This is a genomic window from Pseudomonas sp. p106, assembly GCF_003936645.1.
Classification (GTDB): domain Bacteria; phylum Pseudomonadota; class Gammaproteobacteria; order Pseudomonadales; family Pseudomonadaceae; genus Aquipseudomonas; species Aquipseudomonas putida_E.
In genome coordinates, this window is the sequence record NZ_RHQR01000002.1 from 69,377 (window position 1) to 90,679 (window position 21,303).

Here is a 21,303-nt window from a genome sequence, read left to right on the forward strand (position 1 = left end):
GTCGCCAGCAAGCGGTGGGACTCCTGGACTGCCCTCGAATCGAGTGCAATTCCTGTGGGGCCGGCTTGCCGGCGATAGGGGCGGTGCCGACAAAATGAAATGTCCGTCATGAATGCCTGACCAAAGCCGGCGCAATGCTACGCTCGCGTAAACACTCGTCACGGATACCCACCATGGACATGAACTGGCACCAGGCCCTGCAAGAGAGCCTGAGCTGGCTTGCAATCGCTTCGTTCATCACCCTGATCGGCTTCACCGCCGCCGCTGCGCTGGCTGTGCGCTACACGCGCTGGGGTAGCCAGTTCTGGCAGCTTGCCGGGCCCTATTTCTCCTTCAGGCGCAGCTGGCGACCGCTGCTGGTGTTTGCCGCACTGCTGGTGCTGACCCTGTTTTCGGTACGCATGAACGTGCTGTTCTCGTTCTGGTACAACGGCTTCTACAGCGCCCTGCAGGCCCTCGACCAAACCGCCTTCTGGTACTTGCTGGGCGTGTTCGCGGTATTGGCCACCCTTCATGTGCTGCGTTCGCTGTTCACCTTCTACGTGACCGAGGCCTTCAGCATCCGCTGGCGGGTCTGGCTGACCGAGCGCCTGACCAACGACTGGCTCCACGGTGACGCCTATTACCGCGGCCAGTTCCTCGCCGAGCCTGTAGACAACCCCGACCAGCGTATCGAACTGGACGTCAACGCCTTCGTCACCAACTCGGTAACCCTGGCGCTGGGCGCGGTCAGCGCGCTGGTGTCGCTGGTGGCGTTCACCGCCATCCTCTGGGGGCTGTCGGCGCCGCTGGCGATAGCGGGTGTGGAAATCCCCCGGGCCATGGTGTTTGCCGTGTATGTGTATGTGCTGATCGCCACCTGGATTGCCTTCCGCCTCGGGCAGCCGTTGATCCGCCTGAACTTCCTCAACGAAAAACTCACCGCCAACTTCCGTTATGCGCTGATGCGCCTGCGTGAAAACGCTGAGAACATTGCGTTCTACCAGGGCGCGCAGGTGGAGCGGGGGACCTTGCTGGGCCGCTTCGGGGCATTGATCGTCAATGTCTGGGCACTGGTGTTCCGCAACCTGAAGTTCAGCGGTTTCAACCTGGGCGTCAGCCAGGTGGCAGTGGTGTTCCCGTTCATCCTCCAGGCGCCGCGCTTCTTCAGTGGCGCGATCAAGCTGGGCGATGTCATGCAGACCTCCCAAGCGTTTGGCCAGGTGCAGGATGCGTTGTCGTTCTTCCGCGAGTCCTACGACACCTTTGCCCAGTACCGCGCCACGCTCGACCGTCTGACCGGGTTTCTCGATGCCAACCAGCAGGCCAGCACCTTGCCGCGGGTCAGCACCCAGGAACAGGCGCAGGCCCTGGATATCTCGGGTTTGCAGGTGATGCGCCCCGACGGCCACGCGTTGATCGCCGACCTCGACTTGCGCTTGCAGGCCGGCCAGGCGCTGCTGATCAAGGGCCCGTCGGGCAGTGGCAAGACCACCTTGTTGCGCGCCCTGGCGGGGCTGTGGCCTTACGCCGAGGGTGAGGTCAGGCGGCCCACCGGCACCGAGGCGCTGTTCCTCTCGCAGCGCCCGTACCTGCCCCTGGGGGACCTGCGAACCGCCATCGCCTACCCGGCTGACAGCAAGCCGGAGGACGAGGCGCGCATGCAGCAGGCGCTGCGCCAGGTCAACCTGGCCCACCTGGCTGAGCGGCTGGCGGTCAGTTGCGACTGGTCGCATATCCTCTCGGTCGGTGAGCAGCAGCGGCTGGCGTTTGCCCGGGTGCTGTTCAACCGGCCGCAGGTGGTGTTCCTCGACGAGTCCACCTCGGCGATGGATGAAGGCCTGGAGCATGCGTTGTATTCGCTGCTGCGCAATGAAATGCCGCAAACCTTGCTGGTGAGTGTCGGCCATCGCAGTACGTTGGCCGGGTTCCATACCCACCGGCTGGAAGTGGACGGGCAGGGTGGTTGGTCGCTGCTGGAGCAAAAGCCGGAGGTAGCGTTGCAGGTCTAGGAGGCCTGTACCCTGTTCAGGGCTGCATCACGATCAACTGCGCGCCTTCATTACGGACATTCCCCACGGCCTCGCCTACCGCAAACCATTCAAAGGCTTCTACCGGCAGGCACCGCTCCCGTGCCAACCGCTCGGCCTCCTCGGCAGGCACTTCCAGGTCGATCCACGCCCGCGCATCCGCCGGCCCCAGTACCAGTGGCCGGCGGTCATGGATATCGACCATTCCTGCATCACTCGCTGCGGTAATGATCACGAACCCATCCCCTTCGTTCGGCTCCAGCCCAGAACGTACCTGAGCCAGCGCGGCCATGAACATCGGAGCCTGGCTTTTCAGGCGGATGAAGTAGGGTTGCTTGCGCCTGGGGTCGTGCGGGTCGCTCACCCATTCGTACCAGCCGTCTGCCATGACCAGGGCTCGCCCTTGAGGCCAGAGTGCCTTGAAGAACTTGCCCGTGGTCACGGTTTCCACCCGTGCGTTGATCGGCGCGGGCCTCGGGCCCTTGGCCCAGAACGGTGCCCAACCCCAATGGCAGGGGTCGATGCGCAGGCCATTGGCGGCGTTGTGCAACACCAACACGCGGCTGCCAGGGGCCACGTTGTAACGGCCAATGGGCACGTTGTCGTAACCGCTGATCACGTCCTGCTCGGCGTTAAGCTCACGCAGGTAATCGGCCTGGCCTTGATACTGGGCGAAGCGTCCGCACATGGCATGTCCCCCACTCGTCGAAATGTCTTGCGCCCGATCGACCCTACAACGGCCCCAGTGTTATCTGTTCATTCATACAAATGCCCGCCGTCGGCCGCTGATCACAAGGAGCATTCCATCTCGCTGGTTGCGTTGTTCAACCTGCGTGCGCTGCACAGGTACCAGGTCAGGATAGACGGCGACAGCATGTAGGGTGCCGGCATCTTCAAATACCGACCAGTTCACCAGGCCGATGTAGGGCGCGCCCAGAACTGCCGTGTTACCTAAAGCCCCCGCCGACACCAGCGTTGGAGTTGTTCTTTGTATGTCGAGTTCTCAGAACCACATGCGAATGCCGGCAACGAAGCGCGCTTCGTCCACGTCTCCGCCTTCATCACGGATGAAGTCGGCGGTTTTGCCGTAGGAACGACTCCAGGCGATGCCTATGTAGGGGGCAAACTGGCGGACAATTTCGTAGCGTAAGCGAAGTCCGACTTCCGTGTTGGCCAGGCCAGTGCCGACCGCGCGTTGCGGATCGTTCTTGCCATAGAAGTTGGCCTCAGCGGTTGGCTGAAGGATCAAGCGATTGGTCAGCAGTATGTCGTACTCACCCTCCAGGCGGACGGCAGTCTGACCGTTCTCACCTATGAAAGCCGTCGCTTGCGCTTCGAAGTCGTACAGCGCCATGCCCTGAATACCGAAGGCTGCCCAGGTCTGGGGCGATTCCGGCTCGAAGTCCTGCCGCAGGCCGGCGACTACGTCCCACCATGGGCTGATCGAGCGGCCGTACAGGAGTTGCAGCTGCGCATCTTCAGTTACCCCGTTGGTGCGCTCGCCCTCCGCGCGAATCCAGAGCCGGTTGACGTCGCCGCCCACCCATCCTGATGCATCCCAGGCAAGCGTGCTGCCTTCATCGGCGTTTTGGTATTCCAGCTGGTCCAGCAAGAAAAACCCGTTGATCCCGCTGTCGTCCATTTTGTGCCCGTCAAGCGGGGGAAAGGCAGCCTGGCGGTCGGCGTCGGTCAGCACTGGGATCGGCGTGCGGGCGGTCGAGGCGGGGGTGGCTTTGGGCTGGCTGTGACCCATTGCCGAGTGATCCATCCCGGAATGATCCATTTCAGCGGCGATGCAGGGCGAAACGGCCAGCACGCCAAGAGAAACGGTCAGTGCCAGCAACGATGGTCGTGCAAAGCTATCGGCCATTTTTCCCTGCCTCAGCTATGTCGCTACCCTGTGATTCCGGCATCATGCTGGGATTGATGCCTTCATGGTTCAGGGAAAAGGCGCTTCGCTTCATTGGTTTGCTCATCTCGTCTCTCCTGTTCATTCGTCTACGCGCACTTCCCGGAACATGCCCGTTTCCATGTGGTACATGAGATGGCAGTGATAGGCCCAACGCCCTAGCGCATCGGCGGTTACCCGATAGCTTCGTTTCGCGCCGGGAGGCATATCGATCGTGTGCTTTCGGACCATGAAGTTGCCATTCTCATCCTCCAAGTCGCTCCACATGCCGTGCAGGTGGATGGGGTGAGTCATCATGGTGTCGTTGACCAAGGTGATGCGCAGGCGCTCGCCGTATTTGAGCCGCAGCGGCTGGGCATCAGAGAACTTGATGCCGTCGAACGACCAGGCGAACTTTTCCATATGGCCGGTGAGGTGCAGTTCGATAGTCCGGCCCGGTTCACGGCCATCCGGGTCGATGAAGGTGCTTCGCAAATCCGAATAAGTGAGCACACGACGGCCATTGTCACGAAGCCCGATTCCTGGGTCGTTCAGCTTGGGCGTCGGGGTCATGGTCTGCATGTCGACCAGCGGGTTGTTTGTTTCCGAGGCGGGATGGCTTTGCATGGCACTGCCAGTCGTCATGCTGCCGTGATTCATGCCGGCCATGCTGTCATGGTCCATACCCGCCATATTGTTGTGCTCCATGCCGGCCATGTTGCCGTGGTCCATCCCCATGTCGCTCATGGAGATCAAAGGCCTTGGGTCTAAAGCAGGCACCGGGCCTTGCATGCCCTCGCGAACAGCCAGGGTGCCTCTGGAATAGCCAGTGCGATCCATGGATTGGGCAAAGAGGGTGTAAGCCTGCTCGTTTTCAGGCTCGACAATGACATCGTAGGTTTCGGCAACCGCGATGCGGAATTCATCGATCGACACAGGCTTGACGTACTGCCCGTCGGCTGCGACGACCGTCATCTTCAAGCCGGGTATACGCACGTCGAAATAGGTCATGGCGGAGCCGTTGATAAAGCGCAGCCGGATTTTCTCGCCTGGCTTGAATATTCCAGTCCAATTGTCATTGGGCGCCTTGCCGTTCATGAGGTAGGTGTAGGTATACCCACTCACGTCAGCAAGATCGGTTGGGCTCATCTTCATCTCAGCCCACATCTTCCGATCGGCTACAGCGCCAGACCAGCCTTTCTCACTCACGTCATCGACGAAATCGCCAACCGTCCGCTTGTGGAAGTTGTAGTAGTCCGACTGTTTTTTGAGCTTGGACATGACCTGCGCCGGATCTGCGTCGGTCCAGTCGCTGAGCATGACGACGTAGTCACGGTCGTAGGTGAAAGGCTCTGGATCCTTCGCATCGATCACCAGCGCACCGTAAACACCGACCTGCTCCTGCAAGCCCGAGTGGCTGTGGTACCAGTAGGTGCCGTTCTGGTGGACCTTGAACCTGTATTCATACATGCCATCCGGGGCGATGCCATGGAAGCTCAGGCCCGGTACGCCGTCCATGTTTGCCGGCAGAATGATCCCGTGCCAGTGGATGGACGTATCCTGTTTCAAGCGATTGCGCACGCGCAGCGTGACTGTGTCGCCCTCTCGCCAGCGAAGAATCGGTCCCGGCAGCGAGCCGTTGATGGCCATTGCCGTACGCGCTGCGCCGGTAATGTTCACCGGGAGCTCACCGATGTACAGGTCAAAATCGGTGCCGGTCAGTACGTTGGGTTGGCCAGGGCTGGTCACGGCCCAGACCGGCGTGCGCCACATGCCCAGCCCACCCAGTAGTCCGGTAGCAGCGAGGCCCGTGACGAATGAGCGTCTCGTGGTTTTGCTTTGCATGCCGTTGCGTCCAGTCAGGTAGATCACTGATATCCAGGCTGCGACTTGGGCAACCATCCCGTTTCAATTGAGCTCTCACTCCGCCTGATAGGCGCTGGTCTCGGGTTCAGGCTAGCTACCGGGCGCTGTCAGCAAGCTGAGCCCGACATTACTTTTCCGTCAGCTTCTGGTTGAGTGCCATTTTTGTTGCACACTGAAGGGCAACCAAGGGGGGAAAGGTCTGACCTAACTGGAGCGCGCACAAAACGTTGAAGACCCATTCGATGCCGATTCGGCGGTATTCAAAGTGAGCAGGCCATGAGCACGACTGATTTCGAACATAGCCACAACTTCTTGGGCACCGCCCACGATGACAATGCCAAACGAACATTGTGGGTAGTGATGCTCACCGTGGTGATGATGGTCGGTGAGATTGCCGCAGGCTATGTCACGGGATCGATGGCGCTTTTGGCAGATGGTTTCCATATGGCAACCCATGCGGGCGCGCTGGGAATTGCCGCTGCGGCCTATGCTTACGCCCGCAAGCATTCGGCAAGTGCTGCCTACAGCTTTGGTACCGGTAAAGTGGGTGACCTTGGAGGGTTCGCTTCTGCGTTGATTCTTGGTTTTGTCTCGTTAGGCATCGGTATCGAGTCGGTTCTGCGGCTATTTCAGCCTACCCAAGTGCAGTTCGGGATGGCGACTCTGATTGCGATCGTTGGTTTGCTGGTCAATATCATTAGCGCCCTTCTTCTGGCCAGCGGCGGTCATGATCACAGCCATTCGCATGGGCATCACACCCATTCGCATGGAGATAACAACTTGCGGTCGGCTTACGTCCATGTGCTCGCCGATGCGGTCACGTCGGTCATGGCGATCGTCGCGCTGCTGGCCGGTAGATACCTTGGCTGGATATGGCTCGATCCGGTCATGGGGATCATTGGCGCTGTTGTGATTGCACGCTGGGCGTGGTTGCTGATGAAGGATACTGCGGCCGTATTGCTTGATAAGACCGATAACCCTGTCGCCGAAGAAATCAGGGAGTTGCTTGGCCAAGCCGGCGATTTGCAGATCACCGACCTGCATGTCTGGAAAGTGGGGCCTCAAGCGCATGCTGCCATCGTCAGTGTGCATGGCCCAGAGGTGCTCTCTGCCGATGACGTTCGGGCTGCGTTGAGGCCTGTACATGAGGTCACTCACCTCACGGTCGAATACAGGGCAGTGCCCTGCGGCGTTTTCAAAGGCTCAGGCGCACCGCCAACGCTGCCAAGGTCACCAGCAACACCGGCACCGTCAACAACACCCCAACCTTGAAGTAATACCCCCAGCCGATGGTCACGCCCTTGCGCGCCAGCACATGCAGCCACAACAGCGTGGCCAGGCTGCCGATCGGGGTGATCTTCGGCCCCAGGTCGCAGCCGATCACGTTGGCATAGATCATCGCTTCGCGCACCACACCCTGCGCCTCGCTGGCATGAATCGACAGCGCGCCGATCAGCACGCTGGGCATGTTGTTCATGACCGACGACAGCAGCGCCGCAATCAGGCCGGTACCCAGCGAGGCTGCCCACAGCCCGTGCCCGGCCAGCCAGCTCAGCACATTGCCGAGCGAGTCGGTGAGGCCGGCATTGCGCAAGCCGTAGACCACCAGGTACATCCCCAACGAAAACACCACGATCTGCCACGGTGCCTCGCGCAGCACGCGGCGGGTGGAGATCACATGGCCCCGGGCGGCAACGGCGAACAGTACCGCCGCGCAGGCTGCGGCCACGGCACTGACCGGAATGCCCATGGGCTCGAGCACGAACAGGCTGGCCAGCAATGCCAGCAGCACCGCCCAGCCGACACGGAACGTTGCGCGGTCGCGCACGGCCATGGCCGGCACCTTGAGGTCCTCGGTGGCATAGCGCAGCGCAATGTCGCGGCGAAAATACAGCCACAGCACCAGTAGCGTGGCAGCCACTGCTACCAGGTTCACTGGCACCATCACCGAGGCATAGGCGTTGAACCCCAGATCGAAGTAGTCCGCCGAGACGATGTTCACCAGGTTGGATACCACCAGCGGCAGGCTGGCGGTGTCGGCAATGAAGCCTGCACCCATGACGAAGGCCAGGGTCGCCGCCGGGGAGACGCGCAGCGCCAGCAGCATCGACATGACGATCGGGGTGAGGATCAGCGCCGCGCCGTCATTGGCGAACAGCGCCGACACCGCCGCGCCCAGCAGCACCATGAAGGCGAACAGGCGGCGCCCGTCCCCTCGCGCCCAGCGCGCCACATGCAGCGCCGCCCATTCGAAAAAGCCCGCTTCGTCCAGCAGCAGGCTGATGACGATCAGGGCGATGAAGGTGGCGGTGGCGTTCCAGATGATGGCCCATACCGTGGGGATGTCATGCAGCGATACCACGCCGAACACCAGGGCCAGCACGGCGCCAAGTGTGGCGCTCCAGCCAACGCTGAGGCCTTTGGGCTGCCAGACGACCAGGGTCAGGGTGAACAGGAAGATCAGAGCGGCTGGGAGCATGGAAACGCTGTCTCATCTCAGGGGAGAGGGGCAAAAGTGACTGTACACGGGCTGGCTACGCGTCGGAAAAGTTCCGGTGCAAACATGTAAGTTTCGTAAATAAGATTTAAACCCATTTGAGAATCACTATATTTACCAACCCTGTTGGCCCCCGAACAGTGTTTGCGAGGCCGGTGGGCGCGGGCCTTCCGGCTTCCTGGCAGGGATGTGCCCTTCGCTTACCCATCGCAGGAGATGTGTCAATGCAGTGCAGAACTTCACCCAACAGCCTGGCCCTGGCGTTTGTCGCGTTGGCGTCACCGGCCATGATGGCGACCGCCGCTGAAACAGTGGAGCGCAGCCCTGGTGAGGTGCTGGAAATGCCGGTGGCCGACGACGCACTGGTGATCCAGGACACCCTGGTCACTGCAGAGCGTGAGGCACGTCAGGCGCTGGGTTCGTCGATCATCACTGAAGAAGACATCAAGCGTCGCCCGCCGGCCAACGACCTGTCCGACATCATCCGTCGGGAGCCGGGGGTCAACCTGACCGGCAACAGCGCCAGTGGTGCGCGTGGCAACAACCGGCAGATCGACCTGCGCGGCATGGGCCCGGAGAACACCCTGATCCTCATCGACGGCAAACCGTCCAGCGCGCGCAACGCCGTGCGCTACGGCTGGAACGGCGACCGCGACACCCGCGGCGAAACCAACTGGGTGCCGGCCGAGGCGGTCGAGCGCATCGAAATCCTGCGCGGCCCCGCGGCGGCGCGCTACGGCTCGGGCGCCATGGGCGGGGTGGTGAACATCATCACCAAGCGGCCCACCGAGGCGTTCAAGGGCAGCCTCAACCTGTTCACGCAAATGCCGCAAGACAGTGCCGAGGGTGTCAGCCGTCGTGCCAACTTCAACCTCAGCGGTGGGCTTACCGACAACCTCGGTTTCCGTTTGTACGGTGGCCTGGCCAAGACCGACGCCGACGACCTGGACATCAACGCCGACCACGCCAACAGCGCGCTGGTCGCCGGCCGTGAGGGCGTGCGCAACAAGGACATCAACGGCCTGCTGAGCTGGCGGCTCAACGACGAGCACCGCCTTGAAGCCAGCGCCGGTTACAGCCGCCAGGGCAACCTCTATGCCGGCGATACCATGAACAGCAACGGTGGTAGCAATGTCGACCTGATCTCCAGCCTGTATGGCCACGAGACCAATGTCATGCAGCGCAACACCTATGACCTGACCCACCTTGGCGATTTCAGCTGGGGCACCAGCAAGACCAGCCTGGCTTACGAATACGTACGCAACTGGCGTCTCAACGAAGGCCTGGCCGGTGGCCCGGAAGGTGCGATCAACGACAGCGGTGCAGCCATGTCGCGGCTGCGCAACACTCGCCTGAGCAGCGAAGTGAACCTGCCGTTTGCCATGGGCAGTACTGAACATGTGCTGACCCTGGGCGGCGAGTACCTTTACGAATCGCTCAACGACCAGGGCTCGTTCCGCCCCCAGAGCTTCGACCCCAGCGGCGGTGGCAGTGACGTCATCAGTGGCTTCGATCGCAGCAACTCGAAGATGACCGCCAAGAGCTACGCGTTGTTCGTCGAGGACAACATTGTGCTGGGCGACACCACCGTCACCCCGGGCCTGCGCTTCGACCACCACGAAACCTTTGGCGACAACTTCAGCCCCAGCCTCAACCTGTCGCACAAGCTGACCGATGCGCTGTCGGTCAAGGGCGGTATCGCCCGGGCCTACAAGGTGCCGAACCTGTATCAGTCCAACCCCAACTACCTGCTCTACAGCCGTGGCAACGGTTGCAGTGTGCAGCAGAGCAACTCCGGGGGCTGCTACCTGCAGGGCAATGCCGACCTCAAGCCGGAAATCAGCGTCAACAAGGAAATCGGCCTGTTGTACGACCGCGGCACCTGGCGTACCAGCGCGACGTACTTCCGCAACGATTACAAGAACAAGATCATCGGTGACACCGATGTGCTTTACACCATCAACAGCGGCCGCCGCGTGACCCAGTGGGAGAACGCCGGCGAGGCACGTGTGGAAGGCATCGAGGGCAACCTGTTCGTCGAACTGACCCCGGTACTGGACTGGAACACCAACCTGACCTGGATGCTCGACAACGACAACCGCGAGACGGGCGAGCCGCTGTCGGTGATCCCCGAATACACGCTCAACAGCACCCTGGACTGGCGCGCCACCGACAAGCTTTCGTTCCAGGTGGCCGGGACCTACTACGGCAAGCAGAAGTCGCCGACCTACAACTACCGCACCCAGGAAGACTACGACGCCGAGGCGCAGCAGGATGTCGAGGCTTACGGGCTGGTGGATGTCAGCACCGGGTACAAGTTCAACGCCAACTATGACGTGCGGGTGGGCGTGAACAACGTGTTCGACAAGCAAATCTATCGCGGTGGCAATGCCAGCAGCTCGGGTGCCAACACCTACAACCAGCCGGGACGTGCGGTGTTTGCTTCCTTGAATATCTCGTTCTGATACTGGGGCCGCGCTGCGGCCCATTCGCGGGGCAAGCCCGCTCCTGCAGATACCCCACGGGCGCAAGCGAAGTGGCGTACCTGGGGAGCGGGCTTGCCTCGATGTGACTACCAGGAAATACCCCAATGAACACTAAGACCGCCTGGTTGCAGATCCTCTCGCGCAGCAGCGCCGCGCTGTTGGGGGGCTACGCGCTTAGCTATGCGGCCACCGCCTGCCTGGCGCGGCTGCTGCCCCTGTCACCTGCCGATGCGGTCATCGTCGCGACCCTGCCGGCCTTCATTTTCTACACCGCAGCCATCCTATGGGCCTTTGCCAGCCGTGACGCGGTGCGCGCCTGGCTACCGCTGGCCCTGGCTGCGCCCCTGGCGTTGATCGGCTTCTGGCCCCAGGCGCTGGAGTGGCTGGCATGAAGAACACCTTCACTCAATCGATGGCCTGGCTGCACACCTGGGGCGGGCTGATCTTCGGCTGGCTGCTGTTCGCCATCTTCGTCACCGGCACCCTGGCGGTGTTCGACAAAGAACTGAACCACTGGATGCAGCCGGAAATCCCGGCCAGTGAAGTGACCCAGGCCGATGCCGCGCGGCGCGCCATTGCCTACCTGCAAGCCCATGAGCCGCAGGCCGGCAACTGGGGCGTCAGCCTGCCCACCGATCGTTCGCCCGGGCTGCGGGTGTCTACCGGTGAGCGGCGCCATGGCGGCGGCGTACAGCTCGACCCGCAGACGGGCGAGGCCATCGAGGTACGCGACAGTGTCGGCGGCAATTTCTTTTTCCGCTTCCATTTCACCCTCGACCTGCCGCGCAACTGGGGCATCTTCGTGGTCGGTGCACTGGCGCTGGTGATGCTGGCGGCGCTTGTCACCGGCATTGTCATCCACAAGAAGATCTTCAAGGAGTTCTTCACTTTCCGGCCGAACAAGGGCCAGCGCTCCTGGCTGGACTTTCACAACGCCAGTGCAGTGCTGTTGCTGCCATTCCACCTGATGATCACCTACACGGGGCTTGTGATCTTCATGCTCATCTACATTCCTGCAGGTGTCGATGCGCTGTTCGCCGGGGACAACCGGGCCTACTTCAAGGCCCAGGGCAACGCCCGCCTGGAGCAGCCAAGGGGCCTTGCCAGGCAACCTGCGGAGCTGGCCGATGTGGTGCCGCTACTGGCCCAGGCGCAGGCACGCTTGGGGCCCATAGGCGGTTTCAATATCCGCAATCCCAACACTGCCGGGGCACGTATCGAGGTCCGCCCTGAACTGGGTAACCGCATCGCCCTGTCCAAGGGGCAGGCCATGGTATTCGATGGTGTCAGCGGCCAGTTGCTCAGCGATGTGACCGAGTGGCGTGCGGCCCCCTTGACCCAGCGGGTCATGGTCGGCCTGCATTTTGCCCAGTTTGGCGGGTACCCGATGCGTTGGTTGTACTTCGTTTGTGGCGTTATCAGCTGCGTGATGATCGCCAGTGGCCTGGTGCTGTTTTGCGTGAAGCGTGGGCGCAAGTACGCCAGCGCGCAGTTGTCGGCGCGGCGTTGGTACCGGGTGGCCGAGGTGTGCAATGTCGGTTTCGTTGCCGGTTTGCTGCTGGCCTGTGCCGGCTTGCTCTGGGCCAGCCGCCTGCTGCCGGTCGAGCTGGTACAGCGCGAAGCCTGGGAGGTGCGGGCGTTCTTTGGTGTATGGCTGCTGGCGCTGTTGCATGCGGGTATCAGGCCTGCGCGCCGGGCGTGGGTGGAGCAGTTGGGACTGACGGCACTGCTGTGCATGGGCCTTGGGCTGTTCGGTGGGCTGGCGGATGCCTTGCGCCTGGGCGTGGCGGCTTGCGCACTGGTGCTGGGGGTATTGCTCGGTGTGGTGGCGTGGCGCGTGCAGAACGCCGAGCCGGCGCCGCTTGCACGCAAGGCAGGGCGCAGCGTGGAGGCAGGCGCATGATGATGCTGATCGCGGGCGGCACGCTGTTCGCCTATGCCGGCATGCTTGGCCTTTGCCAAGGCCTGGAGCGGCACTACAAGCAGGTATGGCAGCGGGCTTGCCCGCGGCCATTGCGCGTGGTGCTGCGTGGCGCTGGCTGGCTGGCACTTATGATCAGCCTGTTGCTCTGTGCCCAGGCCTGGGGCTGGGCCATGGCGCCGGTGGCCTGGTTGGCGATGATGTCGCTGGGGGCAATGCTGCTGGTCGTGCTGTTGCCGTATTGGCCGCGGCTGGCGGTCGGGCTGGCGGGGTTGGTGCCGGGGTGGGTGCTGCTGCAGCTGTTTGCCTGAGCGGGCCCCATCGCCGGCTTGCCGGCGGCAGGGTCAGAGCAAACAGGCCTCTTTAGCCGGGTTTTTGGTTCAGCACGTTGCGTTGCCCGAGCCAGCGCTCGAAGCACTGGAATGTTTCGATGGCCGCCTGCACGGTGGCGGCCTGCGCTGCAGGTGCTGTCGAGGCCTGGCCAAGGCGGTCGAGAAAGCTGCGCCAGTAGTTGCCGGTCCGCGCACCGTATACATCTAAAAAACCTGTGCCGCTGGCCGGGTCGAGACCCAGGCGTTCGGACATCGCCTTTTTGAGTACCTGACCGCCCAGGGTCGAGCCTTCCATTACGTACATCACACCCAGCGCGCTTGCCTCATCGTTGATGGCAGGCAGCGCCTGGCACAGGGGCAGGGCATCGATGTCGGCGGCGCTCAGGTGCAAGGCTTGCAGGTCCAGGGTGAGAGCCGGTGTCTTGGCCCTCACGGGTTCCTGATAATCGCCCAGCCGCGCTTCGAGAGGGGCGTGGAACCCGTAATAGGCTTGCAGTAGCCGGCTGTAGGCAGCGGCATCGAAGTGCGCTTGAAAGAACGGCAGGCGGGCTTCGAGCGACTTGTGGCAGTCGCGTGTGCCCTCGCGCAGGGCTAGCAGCAACGGGCTGGGAGAGGAGGAGCTGGCTGGCATTCGGGTCGGCTCTAGTGGCATTTCGCCTAATTTGGACTGGCCATCGTAACGCAGTGTTCCTCCAGGGCTGCGACATTGTTGCGGAAAAAATAACCTCGGCGTGCTAAACCAGTCGGCCGTCCCCTGCGAAGAAGCCGCCTGGTGAAAGCCGTACACCTGACCTTGATCTGTCATGCCCTGACAACGGCCCAGAAGACCGGGCGCTTGCACCGCCCTGACGACAGCATCTTGCCGCTGCACGCCCAGCCGTTCGCCGTGGCACCTGAAACGCGCATGCTGACCGCGCCGGAGCAGCGTACGAGGGCAACGGCGGCAGGTTTTTCGATGCCGGTGCAGGTCGAGCCAGCGTTGGCCGATTGCGACCTGGGGTGCTGGCACGGGCTGGCATTGAAACAATTGCAGGCTGAGCAACCGCAGGCGCTGGCGTTGTGGCTGGACGACCCGCACAGTGCGCCGCATGGTGGTGAGTCGTTTGCCGAGCTGTGCCAGCGCATGGCGGGGTGGCTGGCGGCATTCGATAAACCGGGCGAGTGGGTGGCGGTGACCCATCCCATGGTGATTCGTGCGGTGCTGGTGCAGGTGCTTGGCTGCCCCCTGGCTGCCCATCGGCAGATTGATGTGCTGCCTTTGTCGCGTGTGCAACTGAGCTTTACCGGGCGATGGCGCTTGCAGCTCGGGTGAGGTGTGGCTTGTGATGGCGTGAGGGCCGGCCAACCCGTCTCACGCCAAACCCTTTCCTCAAAACGCCAGCTTGTACCCGATCAGCAACAGCATCCCCGCCAGGCAGGGCCGCAGCACGCGGTCGGAGATCCGCCCGGTGAGGTGGCTGCCCAGGTAGATGCCGGGCAACGAGCCGAGCAGCAGGTAACCCAGCAGCGACCAGTCCATGTTGCCCATGCCGGCGTGGCCCAGGCCTGCGACCAGGGTCAACGGCACCGCGTGGGCGATCTCGGTGCCCACCAGGCGGCGGGTGACCAGGAACGGGTAAAGCAAAAACAGCGCCACGGTGCCTAGGGCGCCGGCACCGATCGAGGTGAGGGTTACCATGACACCCAGCACCACGCCGGTGAGTACGGTAAGGATGTTTAGGCTACGGTCGCTAAGTTGGTAATGGTCACCGGCATGGCGGTTGGCGAACGCTTGCAGCCGCGACTTGAACAGGATTGCCAGCGCAGTGAGGATCAATACCACCGCCAGGCCCTGCTTGATGATGCCGTTGAGCGCCGAGGTGTCGGTGTGCAGGGAGCTCAGGAACCACAGGGTCAGCGCTGCTGCCGGGACGCTGCCCAGGCTGAGCAGGCCGGTGATTCTCCAGTCGATGTTCTTGTTGCGGCTGTGCACCCACACGCCACTGGCCTTGGTGATGGCGGCGTAGAGCAGGTCGGTGCCGACAGCGGTGGCCGGGCTGATGCCAAACCACAGCAGGATCGGCGTCATCAGCGAACCGCCACCGACGCCGGTCATGCCGACGATGAACCCCACAACCAGCCCGGCTATGGTGAAACCGAAAGAACCTACATCCATACGCTACTCGACTGCCCAGCTTTGCCCGTGATCGGATGGGTGCCAGCATATAGGTAGTTTATATAGCCAAATAGACTTGTTCGTTATTAGGTTATAACTGCCTGGGCTTCAGCGCCGGCACGCTCATCCCCTGCAGAAGGCGAGCGTGCCGGCACATCACCTCAGATGCGGAAGCTGCCCACCAGTTGCTTCAAACGCCCGGCCTGCTGCGCCAGCGCATCGCAATGCTGCAGCGTCTGGTTGAGGTTCTCTACCCCTTGCTGGTTGAGCGCATTGATCTGGGTGATGTCCAGGTTAAGGCTCTCGACCACTGCGGTCTGCTCTTCGGTAGCGGTGGCCACCGACTGGTTCATGCCGTCGATCTCGCCGATGCGCTGGGTCACGCTGGCCAGGCGAACACCGGCCTGGTTGGCGACCTGCACGGTCTGTTCGCTGGACACCTGGCTGGTGTTCATGGTGTGCACCGCCTCACGCGAGCCGACCTGCAGGCTGGTGATCATGCGGTGGATCTCTTCCGCCGATTCCTGGGTGCGGTGCGCCAGGTTGCGAACCTCGTCGGCGACCACGGCAAACCCGCGCCCGGCTTCACCAGCACGGGCCGCTTCGATCGCGGCGTTGAGCGCCAGCAGGTTGGTCTGCTGGGAGATGCCCTTGATCACGTCGAGGATCTTGCCGATTTCGTCGGTGCTGGCATTGAGCGTTTCGATCTGTTCGCAGGATTCGCTGATGCGCTGCGACAGGGCGGTCATGGCGTTGATCGCTTCTTCCACCACTTCGCGCCCGCCATTGGCCTGCTCGCTGGCGCCGCTGGCGTGCTGCGAAGCGTCGGCAGCGTTGCGTGCGATTTCCTGAGTGGCGGCACCCAGCTGGTTGATGGCCGCAGCGACACTGTTGGTGCGCATGCTCTGCTCTTCGGAACCGATGATCGAGGCATTGGAGGCGTTGACCACCTTTTCCGACAGGTCGTGCACCAGCCGCGTGGCCGACGACACTTCGCTGATCGAGGTGTGAATGCGTTCTACAAAGTGGTTGAACGAGGTGGCCAGCTCGCCGAACTCGTCCTTGCGCTGCACGGCAAGGCGGCGAGTCAGGTCGCCTTCACCTTCGGCGATGTCGCGCATGGCGCGGCCCATGGTGGTCAGCGGGCGCATCAGCACCGGGATCAGCAAGCCCAGCAGCCCGGCGATGGCCGCCACGGCAATGACCATGGCGATGATCGCCGAGGTGCGGAACTGGCCCAATGCGGCGTAGGCCTTGTCCTTGTCGATCGACAGGCCGATATACCACTGGGCAGACGGCAAGCCGGCCACCGGGGCAAAGGAGATCAACCGCTGTTGGCCATCGAGGGTGACATCCTGCATGCCGGGCTCCACGCGCAAGCCAGCGCCTGGGTAGATGTCCTTGAGGTTCTTCATCACCTGGTCTTTGTCGGGGCTGACGATCACCTGGCCGCTGCTGTCGGCGAGGAAGGCGTGGCCGATGCCGCCGAAGTCGACCGAATTGATGATCTGCACCAAGGTATCGAGGGTCAGGTCGCCGCCGACCACTCCGAGCATTTCGCCGTCACGCTTCACCGGCGTGGCGATGGTCACCATCAGGCCTCCGACGGCGCCTTGGTAAGGGGCGGTGAGCACGGTCTGCCCGGCGTTTGCGGCGGCGCCGTACCATGGGCGCTGGCGTGGGTCGTAACCGGCCGGCATCTGGGCATTGGGGCGCTGGGTGAACACACCATTGGCCTGGCCCAGGTAGGTGAACAGGAAATTTTGCGTGTAGGAAGGCTGCTCGATCAGCCCGGCCAGGGTATCGCCCGTCCCTTGTTCAGCAATGTCCTGGGCCAGGTTCTCCAGCACCAGGATGCGCCCGCTCATCCAGTTCTGTACGCTGCTGGCAGTCAGCGCACCGGACTGCTGCACCGACGATTCGATGTTCTGGGCGATGATGTTGCGTTGCAGGTAATCGTTGTAGAGCGTGAACAGGGCAAAGGCCAGTACCACGACGCCGCACGCGCTGAGGAGGATCTTGTGGCGAAATTTCAGGTTCATGTTTCGAGACCTTGAGCCATGGAGGGGAGGGCACTGCGCGCTTGTGGCGCGATGGGCCTGTCCACTCTGATATCGGCAAATCTCATAAAAAATTGAAGCACTTACGTCATCAGGCTGAGGCGATTTCGACGGACGGTGCGCTAGCAGTTGGCTAGCTGTTCGATCAGCAGACGCGCCGCTTGGCGCAGCGGTTGCTGCCTGCGCCAGAAGGCATGAATCGGCAACTGAAGTTCGTTGCGGGTATTGCCAAAACGCAGACGTACCAGGCGCCCGGCAGCGATCAGTGGCGCCACTCTGGCCAAGGGCAAATCGCCCCAGCCAAGGCCTGCTTCGACCATTTGCACGGCGAAGTCGAAACTGTCGGTGGACCAGTGCGTGGCGCCGATCAGCGCGCGCGGGTCGGCCAGGGGCAGGTCGCGGCTGCGCACCAGGATCTGGCGCACGTTGATCAGGTCTTCCAGGTAGCGGATGCGCCCGTCGCGCAGTGCCGGGTGCGCCGGTGACAGGGTGGCAACCAGCGATTCTGTACCAATGTGCTGAAACCCCCGGCGGGCATCGACGTGCAGGCCGGCGAAGGCCAGGCACAGGTCGGCACGGCCGCTGTCGAGCAACTGCAATGCGTCTTCCTGCGGGGCGCTGAGCAGTTGGATGTCCAGCAGCGGGTAGCGCTCACCCAGGCTGGCGATGGCAGTAAACAGCGGGCGCTGATCGATGTCCGGGACCACGGCGAGGGTCAGGCTGCTTTCCAGCCCTTGCGACAACTCCAGTGCGTGCACCTGCAATAGCCCCAGTTGCTCGGCGATCAGCCTGGCGTGCGGCTCTAGCGCCACCGCCTGGGCGGTGGGGTGAACCTCGCGCGGGCCACGCTCGAACAGGGGGTAGCCCAGTTCGGCTTCAAGGTTGCCGATGGCCATGCTGACGGCAGAAGGTACCCGGCCAAGGGTGCGCGCCGCAGCGGAAAACGAACCCCGGTCGAGCACGGCGAGGAACAGCTGGATATTGTCACTGGAAAAGTTCATGTCGGCCTCCTGTCAGTCAATCTGAAAGCTACAGACTTTTTCTGTCAATAAATTTGAATCATTCTCGCGCCCTTCGCTTGATTCCACATGAGGTAAAACCGGTGCAAGGACTGAAACGCAAACTGGTCTACGTGACTTTCTACGAGCTGATCGGCTTGTGCATGTCGACGCTGGGGCTGGCTTACTTGTCCGATACCCAGGCTTCGCATACCGGGCCGCTGGCGGTGATGATCACCACCATCGCCATGCTCTGGAACCTGATTTACAACAGCCTGTTCGAGTATTGGGAGAGCCGCCAGGCCAAGCGCGGCCGCAGCGTGGCACGGCGGGTGGTGCATGCCGTCGGTTTCCAGCTGACCCTGGTGGTGTACCTGATCCCGCTGATTGCCTGGTGGCTGGGCATGAGCCTGGTCGAGGCGTTCCTGGTGGACCTTGCCTTTATCATCCTGGTGCCGTGCTACACCTTTGCCTACAACTGGGCGTTCGACCGCATCTTCGGTCTGCCGGCATCGGCCATGGCCACCGCCTGAGGGTGTCGGTACCGCTATGGCGGCAGGCGGATCAACAAGGGTTCCTGCCGCGCAGGTTGTTCCGGTTGCACGGCCGGGTCCACTGGCCGCGGCGCACTGGCCAGCAAACTGTCCTCGACCTGCCCCGACAGGTAGTACACCCCCGCCATGGCGCCGCTCTGGCGGTTCTCCATCAACTCCTGCCATTCCTGATTGAGCGCCACGTTGAGGATCACCCGCAATTGCTCGACCATCTCCGGGTGATCGCGATCGTGGGTGATCATGCCGTAGCCGGCTGCCGCCACCGAGATCATCGCCCCGGCCACCTTGCCCACCGCACTGGCCACGGCACTGGCAATGCCGCGAGGGGCCAGGGTGGCGCCAAGCTTTTCGCTGGCGCGGGTGGCCACCGAGGACAGGCCTACGTCGGTCTGCCCCGGGCCCTTGGCCGCTTGCCGGTGCAGGTGGTCGCGCAGGGCGAGCCAGGCGGGTTGCTGGTCGAGTGGCTTGGCCTTGAGCAATTGATAGAGGCTGGCGTTGCGCGCCGGCGGCGGCCCCAGGGCAATGGCCGGGACCCGGTTCAGGCGCTGGCTGAGCTGATCGGGTGGGGCGTTGTAGCGCTGGATGATGGCCGGCAGTTGCTGGCCAAAGAGTTGCAGGTACAACTCGCAGGCGCGGTCGCGGATGACTTCGGGGTTGATCTGCTCGGCCACCGGCTCGATCACCCGGTTCTGGTACTGCTCCTGCAGGTACAGGGCCAGGCGCTTCTCCGCAGGCTCGCGGCCCTCACCGCTGTTGAGCTTGTACCAGGCGACCTTGAGGGTCAGCCATTGCTGGGTCCAGTAACCGGTGAACCAGGGAATGAAGTCGCTTTCGGTACGTTGCTGTACCTGTTCTTTCCATACCCGCATCGAGCGCCGCGCATAGTCGTTGGCCGAGCCTGCGGCGCCTACCGATGCATCGATCAGTTCCTGGTCGATGCGTTGCCAGGCGGCGGGGGTCAGCACGGCGGGCGGTGGCGGGGCAGGCGGGCGCTTGCCGGCGCAGCCGCCGAGGGCCAGCAGAAGGCAGAGCAGCACGAGGATGCGTGGGTTCACACGACCGCCTCCCGGGTTTCGAGGCTGGGTGGTTAACCGAGTATAGGGCCGGTGATCGGCTGTGCATGCGCCCTGTCAGGCGAGGTCGAGTTTTTCTTCCAGGCGGTCCAGGTGCTCATCCATCAGTGCAAGCGCGGCTGCCGCGTCACCAGCCTCCACGGCATCGATGATCGCCGCGTGCTCTTGCCAGGCACAGTGGTCGCAGCAGGGCGATTCATAGCGGGCGATGATCAAAGACGTCATCGGCACCAGACCGTTGAGAAAACGTGCCAGCGGTGCATTGGCGGCCACCTGGGCAAGCTTGAGGTGGAATTCGCCGCCCAGGCGGATTGCCGCGCAACGTTCGCCACGCTCGTGGTGCTGGCGCTCGCGCTCCACCAGCGAACGCAGTTGGCGGATCTGCGCCGGCCGCGCGCGTTGCGCTGCCAGGCTGATCAGGGTGGTTTCGGCCAGGCGCCGGGCGCTCAGCACCTGGCGCGCCTGTTGTGGATCAGGGGCGGCCAGGTGCGCGGTGTGGCTGGGGCGCTGTACCACCACTTGCTGGTCCGAGAGGCGCCCGAGTACCCGGCGGATCACCGTGCGGCTGACGCCGAAGGCGTTGCCCAGTGCCTGCTCGGGCAGCAGGCTGCCGGGTGGCAAGCGCTGCTCGAGAATCGCGTCGAACAGGCGGGGGTAGATCTGCTCGGCCGACAGGCGGGTTTCGCCGGCCCCGAGCAGGGCAGGCAGGTGGGGGGCGGCGTGGGCGCAGGCGGTCATGGTCGCTCTCCTGGGGTCATTGGCGCGGATGGTCATCCGGGATGTTCAGTTCGATGCCCATCCGCTGCCCTTCGGCAAGGATGTGCTGGCGCATCTGGGCGCTGGCCTGGGCACTGTTGCGGTCGCGAATGGCGCGTACCACGGCTTCGTTTTCCTTGAGCCGCGCAGCAAGGTGTTCGGGTGAGTTGCGCAGCATGTTGGCGCTTTGCTTGAGGGCATTGCCGGTCTGCTGTACCACGCTCTGGAAAATCGGGTTGGTGGTCAGCGCGAACAGCGCCTCGTGGAAGGCGATGTAGGCCTTGGCCCCGGCATCGCTGTCATCGGCATCCAGCGCTTCGCGCATGTCCATCAGGGTCAGGCGTAGCTGGCCGATGTCCTGGCTGTTGGCCGATTGCGCCACCAGGCCGACGATGAACGGTTCGAGGGTGTAGCGCAGCTCCAGGACATCGGCCAGGCTCGCCGCAGCGCTGCTGTCGACGCCTGGCTCCAGCACGGCCGTTTCGGCATCCAGCACCAGTACGCCCTTGCCCGGCATGGAGCGCACCAGGCCGAGGGTCTCGAGAACGGTCACGGCTTCGCGCAGGCTGGGGCGGCTGATGCCCAACTGTTCGGCCAGCTCGCGCTGGCCAGGCAGCATGTCGCCGGAGCGCCACTGGCCGCGGGCCAGGGCCTGGCGCAGTTTTTCCACCACTGAGTTGACGACGGTCGATGAGCTGATCACGGTTT

19 protein-coding genes and 1 pseudogene are annotated in these 21,303 nt (G+C 63.0%); 8 read left to right on the forward strand and 12 right to left on the reverse strand.

Annotated elements, in window-relative coordinates:
• The first annotated feature begins 173 nt into the window (after positions 1–173).
• Positions 174–1,991, forward strand: a complete 1,818-nt coding sequence (locus EGJ09_RS02920; protein ID WP_125923189.1) for an ABC transporter ATP-binding protein/permease — start codon at positions 174–176, stop codon at positions 1,989–1,991.
• Between the two features lie 16 nt (positions 1,992–2,007).
• Here EGJ09_RS02920 and EGJ09_RS02925 read toward each other — a convergent pair whose 3' ends face one another.
• From EGJ09_RS02925 to EGJ09_RS02940, 3 genes are all read right to left on the reverse strand, one after another.
• Positions 2,008–2,697 carry an SOS response-associated peptidase family protein gene (locus EGJ09_RS02925; RefSeq protein WP_125923190.1) on the reverse strand — a complete coding sequence of 230 codons (690 nt, stop codon included), beginning with the start codon at positions 2,695–2,697 and terminating at the stop codon, positions 2,008–2,010.
• A 315-nt stretch (positions 2,698–3,012) separates the two neighbouring features.
• Positions 3,013–3,879, reverse strand: coding sequence for a copper resistance protein B (locus EGJ09_RS02935; RefSeq protein ID WP_125923191.1), 867 nt, complete (start codon positions 3,877–3,879; stop codon positions 3,013–3,015).
• Between the two features lie 120 nt (positions 3,880–3,999).
• Positions 4,000–5,742, reverse strand: coding sequence for a copper resistance system multicopper oxidase (locus EGJ09_RS02940; RefSeq protein WP_125923192.1), 1,743 nt, complete (start codon positions 5,740–5,742; stop codon positions 4,000–4,002).
• Between the two features lie 297 nt (positions 5,743–6,039).
• Between EGJ09_RS02940 and dmeF the strand changes: the two genes are divergently transcribed.
• On the forward strand, positions 6,040–7,035 hold the full coding sequence (dmeF, locus tag EGJ09_RS02945; protein WP_125923193.1) for a CDF family Co(II)/Ni(II) efflux transporter DmeF: 996 nt from the start codon (positions 6,040–6,042) through the stop codon (positions 7,033–7,035).
• Here the strand turns inward: dmeF and EGJ09_RS02950 are convergent.
• Positions 6,959–8,242: an arsenic transporter gene (locus EGJ09_RS02950; protein ID WP_125923194.1), complete on the reverse strand. Its 1,284-nt coding sequence runs from the start codon at positions 8,240–8,242 to the stop codon at positions 6,959–6,961. The two genes, dmeF and EGJ09_RS02950, sit on opposite strands and share 77 nt — an antisense overlap.
• A 242-nt stretch (positions 8,243–8,484) precedes the next feature.
• On the opposite strand from EGJ09_RS02950, the gene EGJ09_RS02955 reads away from it, so the two are divergent.
• From EGJ09_RS02955 to EGJ09_RS02970, 4 genes are all read left to right on the forward strand, one after another.
• On the forward strand, positions 8,485–10,725 hold the full coding sequence (locus tag EGJ09_RS02955) for a TonB-dependent siderophore receptor (RefSeq protein WP_125923195.1): 2,241 nt from the start codon (positions 8,485–8,487) through the stop codon (positions 10,723–10,725).
• A gap of 125 nt (positions 10,726–10,850) precedes the next feature.
• Positions 10,851–11,138: a hypothetical protein gene (locus EGJ09_RS02960; RefSeq protein ID WP_046787910.1), complete on the forward strand. Its 288-nt coding sequence runs from the start codon at positions 10,851–10,853 to the stop codon at positions 11,136–11,138.
• Positions 11,135–12,649 (forward strand): PepSY domain-containing protein, encoded by a 1,515-nt coding sequence (locus EGJ09_RS02965; protein WP_125923196.1) that lies wholly within the window; start codon positions 11,135–11,137, stop codon positions 12,647–12,649. Before EGJ09_RS02960 ends, EGJ09_RS02965 begins: the two co-directional genes overlap by 4 nt.
• Positions 12,646–12,978 carry a DUF3325 domain-containing protein gene (locus EGJ09_RS02970; RefSeq protein WP_046787912.1) on the forward strand — a complete coding sequence of 111 codons (333 nt, stop codon included), beginning with the start codon at positions 12,646–12,648 and terminating at the stop codon, positions 12,976–12,978. The genes EGJ09_RS02965 and EGJ09_RS02970 overlap by 4 nt, the downstream gene beginning before the upstream one ends.
• Before the next feature lie 52 nt (positions 12,979–13,030).
• On the opposite strand, the gene EGJ09_RS02975 is transcribed toward EGJ09_RS02970, so the two are convergent.
• Positions 13,031–13,630, reverse strand: a complete 600-nt coding sequence (locus EGJ09_RS02975; RefSeq protein ID WP_125923197.1) for a biliverdin-producing heme oxygenase — start codon at positions 13,628–13,630, stop codon at positions 13,031–13,033.
• A gap of 141 nt (positions 13,631–13,771) precedes the next feature.
• Between EGJ09_RS02975 and EGJ09_RS02980 the strand changes: the two genes are divergently transcribed.
• A complete protein-coding gene (locus EGJ09_RS02980; protein WP_125923198.1) occupies positions 13,772–14,311 on the forward strand; it encodes a histidine phosphatase family protein in 540 nt (179 codons plus the stop codon).
• 57 nt (positions 14,312–14,368) lie between these two features.
• Here EGJ09_RS02980 and EGJ09_RS02985 read toward each other — a convergent pair whose 3' ends face one another.
• The 4 genes and pseudogenes from EGJ09_RS02985 to EGJ09_RS02995 form a co-directional block, all read right to left on the reverse strand.
• A complete protein-coding gene (locus EGJ09_RS02985) occupies positions 14,369–15,154 on the reverse strand; it encodes a sulfite exporter TauE/SafE family protein (protein WP_125923199.1) in 786 nt (261 codons plus the stop codon).
• A gap of 161 nt (positions 15,155–15,315) precedes the next feature.
• A complete protein-coding gene (locus EGJ09_RS26985; protein WP_371316843.1) occupies positions 15,316–16,056 on the reverse strand; it encodes a methyl-accepting chemotaxis protein in 741 nt (246 codons plus the stop codon).
• Positions 16,057–16,173: 117 nt separating this feature from the next.
• Positions 16,174–17,196: pseudogene (mcpA, locus tag EGJ09_RS26990) on the reverse strand (methyl-accepting chemotaxis protein McpA); the annotation flags it as partial.
• Between the two features lie 140 nt (positions 17,197–17,336).
• Positions 17,337–18,215 carry a LysR family transcriptional regulator gene (locus tag EGJ09_RS02995; RefSeq protein ID WP_125923201.1) on the reverse strand — a complete coding sequence of 293 codons (879 nt, stop codon included), beginning with the start codon at positions 18,213–18,215 and terminating at the stop codon, positions 17,337–17,339.
• A 101-nt stretch (positions 18,216–18,316) separates the two neighbouring features.
• Here EGJ09_RS02995 and EGJ09_RS03000 point away from each other — a divergent pair, with 101 nt between their 5' ends.
• On the forward strand, positions 18,317–18,745 hold the full coding sequence (locus tag EGJ09_RS03000) for a PACE efflux transporter (protein WP_012313628.1): 429 nt from the start codon (positions 18,317–18,319) through the stop codon (positions 18,743–18,745).
• A 14-nt stretch (positions 18,746–18,759) separates the two neighbouring features.
• On the opposite strand, the gene EGJ09_RS03005 is transcribed toward EGJ09_RS03000, so the two are convergent.
• From EGJ09_RS03005 to EGJ09_RS03015, 3 genes are all read right to left on the reverse strand, one after another.
• Positions 18,760–19,821 (reverse strand): hypothetical protein, encoded by a 1,062-nt coding sequence (locus EGJ09_RS03005; protein ID WP_119688597.1) that lies wholly within the window; start codon positions 19,819–19,821, stop codon positions 18,760–18,762.
• 75 nt (positions 19,822–19,896) lie between these two features.
• Positions 19,897–20,577, reverse strand: a complete 681-nt coding sequence (locus EGJ09_RS03010) for a GntR family transcriptional regulator (protein ID WP_046787918.1) — start codon at positions 20,575–20,577, stop codon at positions 19,897–19,899.
• A 16-nt stretch (positions 20,578–20,593) separates the two neighbouring features.
• Entirely contained in the window at positions 20,594–21,298 is a 705-nt protein-coding gene (locus tag EGJ09_RS03015; protein ID WP_046787919.1) for a FadR/GntR family transcriptional regulator, read from the reverse strand.
• Between the last annotated feature and the right edge of the window lie 5 nt (positions 21,299–21,303).

Bases quoted from the DNA above. Each gene is read 5' to 3' on its own strand.
- EGJ09_RS02995 (WP_125923201.1), bottom strand. From the start codon at position 18,215: ATGAACTTTTCCAGTGACAATATCCAGCTGTTCCTCGCCGTGCTCGAC.
- EGJ09_RS02940 (WP_125923192.1), bottom strand. From the start codon at position 5,742: ATGCAAAGCAAAACCACGAGACGCTCATTCGTCACGGGCCTCGCTGCT.
- EGJ09_RS02960 (WP_046787910.1), top strand. From the start codon at position 10,851: ATGAACACTAAGACCGCCTGGTTGCAGATCCTCTCGCGCAGCAGCGCC.
- EGJ09_RS02920 (WP_125923189.1), top strand. From the start codon at position 174: ATGGACATGAACTGGCACCAGGCCCTGCAAGAGAGCCTGAGCTGGCTT.
- EGJ09_RS02975 (WP_125923197.1), bottom strand. From the start codon at position 13,630: ATGCCAGCCAGCTCCTCCTCTCCCAGCCCGTTGCTGCTAGCCCTGCGC.
- EGJ09_RS02925 (WP_125923190.1), bottom strand. From the start codon at position 2,697: ATGTGCGGACGCTTCGCCCAGTATCAAGGCCAGGCCGATTACCTGCGT.
- EGJ09_RS02955 (WP_125923195.1), top strand. From the start codon at position 8,485: ATGCAGTGCAGAACTTCACCCAACAGCCTGGCCCTGGCGTTTGTCGCG.
- EGJ09_RS02985 (WP_125923199.1), bottom strand. From the start codon at position 15,154: ATGGATGTAGGTTCTTTCGGTTTCACCATAGCCGGGCTGGTTGTGGGG.
- dmeF (WP_125923193.1), top strand. From the start codon at position 6,040: ATGAGCACGACTGATTTCGAACATAGCCACAACTTCTTGGGCACCGCC.
- EGJ09_RS02950 (WP_125923194.1), bottom strand. From the start codon at position 8,242: ATGCTCCCAGCCGCTCTGATCTTCCTGTTCACCCTGACCCTGGTCGTC.
- EGJ09_RS03010 (WP_046787918.1), bottom strand. From the start codon at position 20,577: ATGACCGCCTGCGCCCACGCCGCCCCCCACCTGCCTGCCCTGCTCGGG.
- EGJ09_RS02970 (WP_046787912.1), top strand. From the start codon at position 12,646: ATGATGATGCTGATCGCGGGCGGCACGCTGTTCGCCTATGCCGGCATG.
- EGJ09_RS02935 (WP_125923191.1), bottom strand. From the start codon at position 3,879: ATGGCCGATAGCTTTGCACGACCATCGTTGCTGGCACTGACCGTTTCT.
- EGJ09_RS26985 (WP_371316843.1), bottom strand. From the start codon at position 16,056: ATGCGCACCAACAGTGTCGCTGCGGCCATCAACCAGCTGGGTGCCGCC.
- EGJ09_RS02965 (WP_125923196.1), top strand. From the start codon at position 11,135: ATGAAGAACACCTTCACTCAATCGATGGCCTGGCTGCACACCTGGGGC.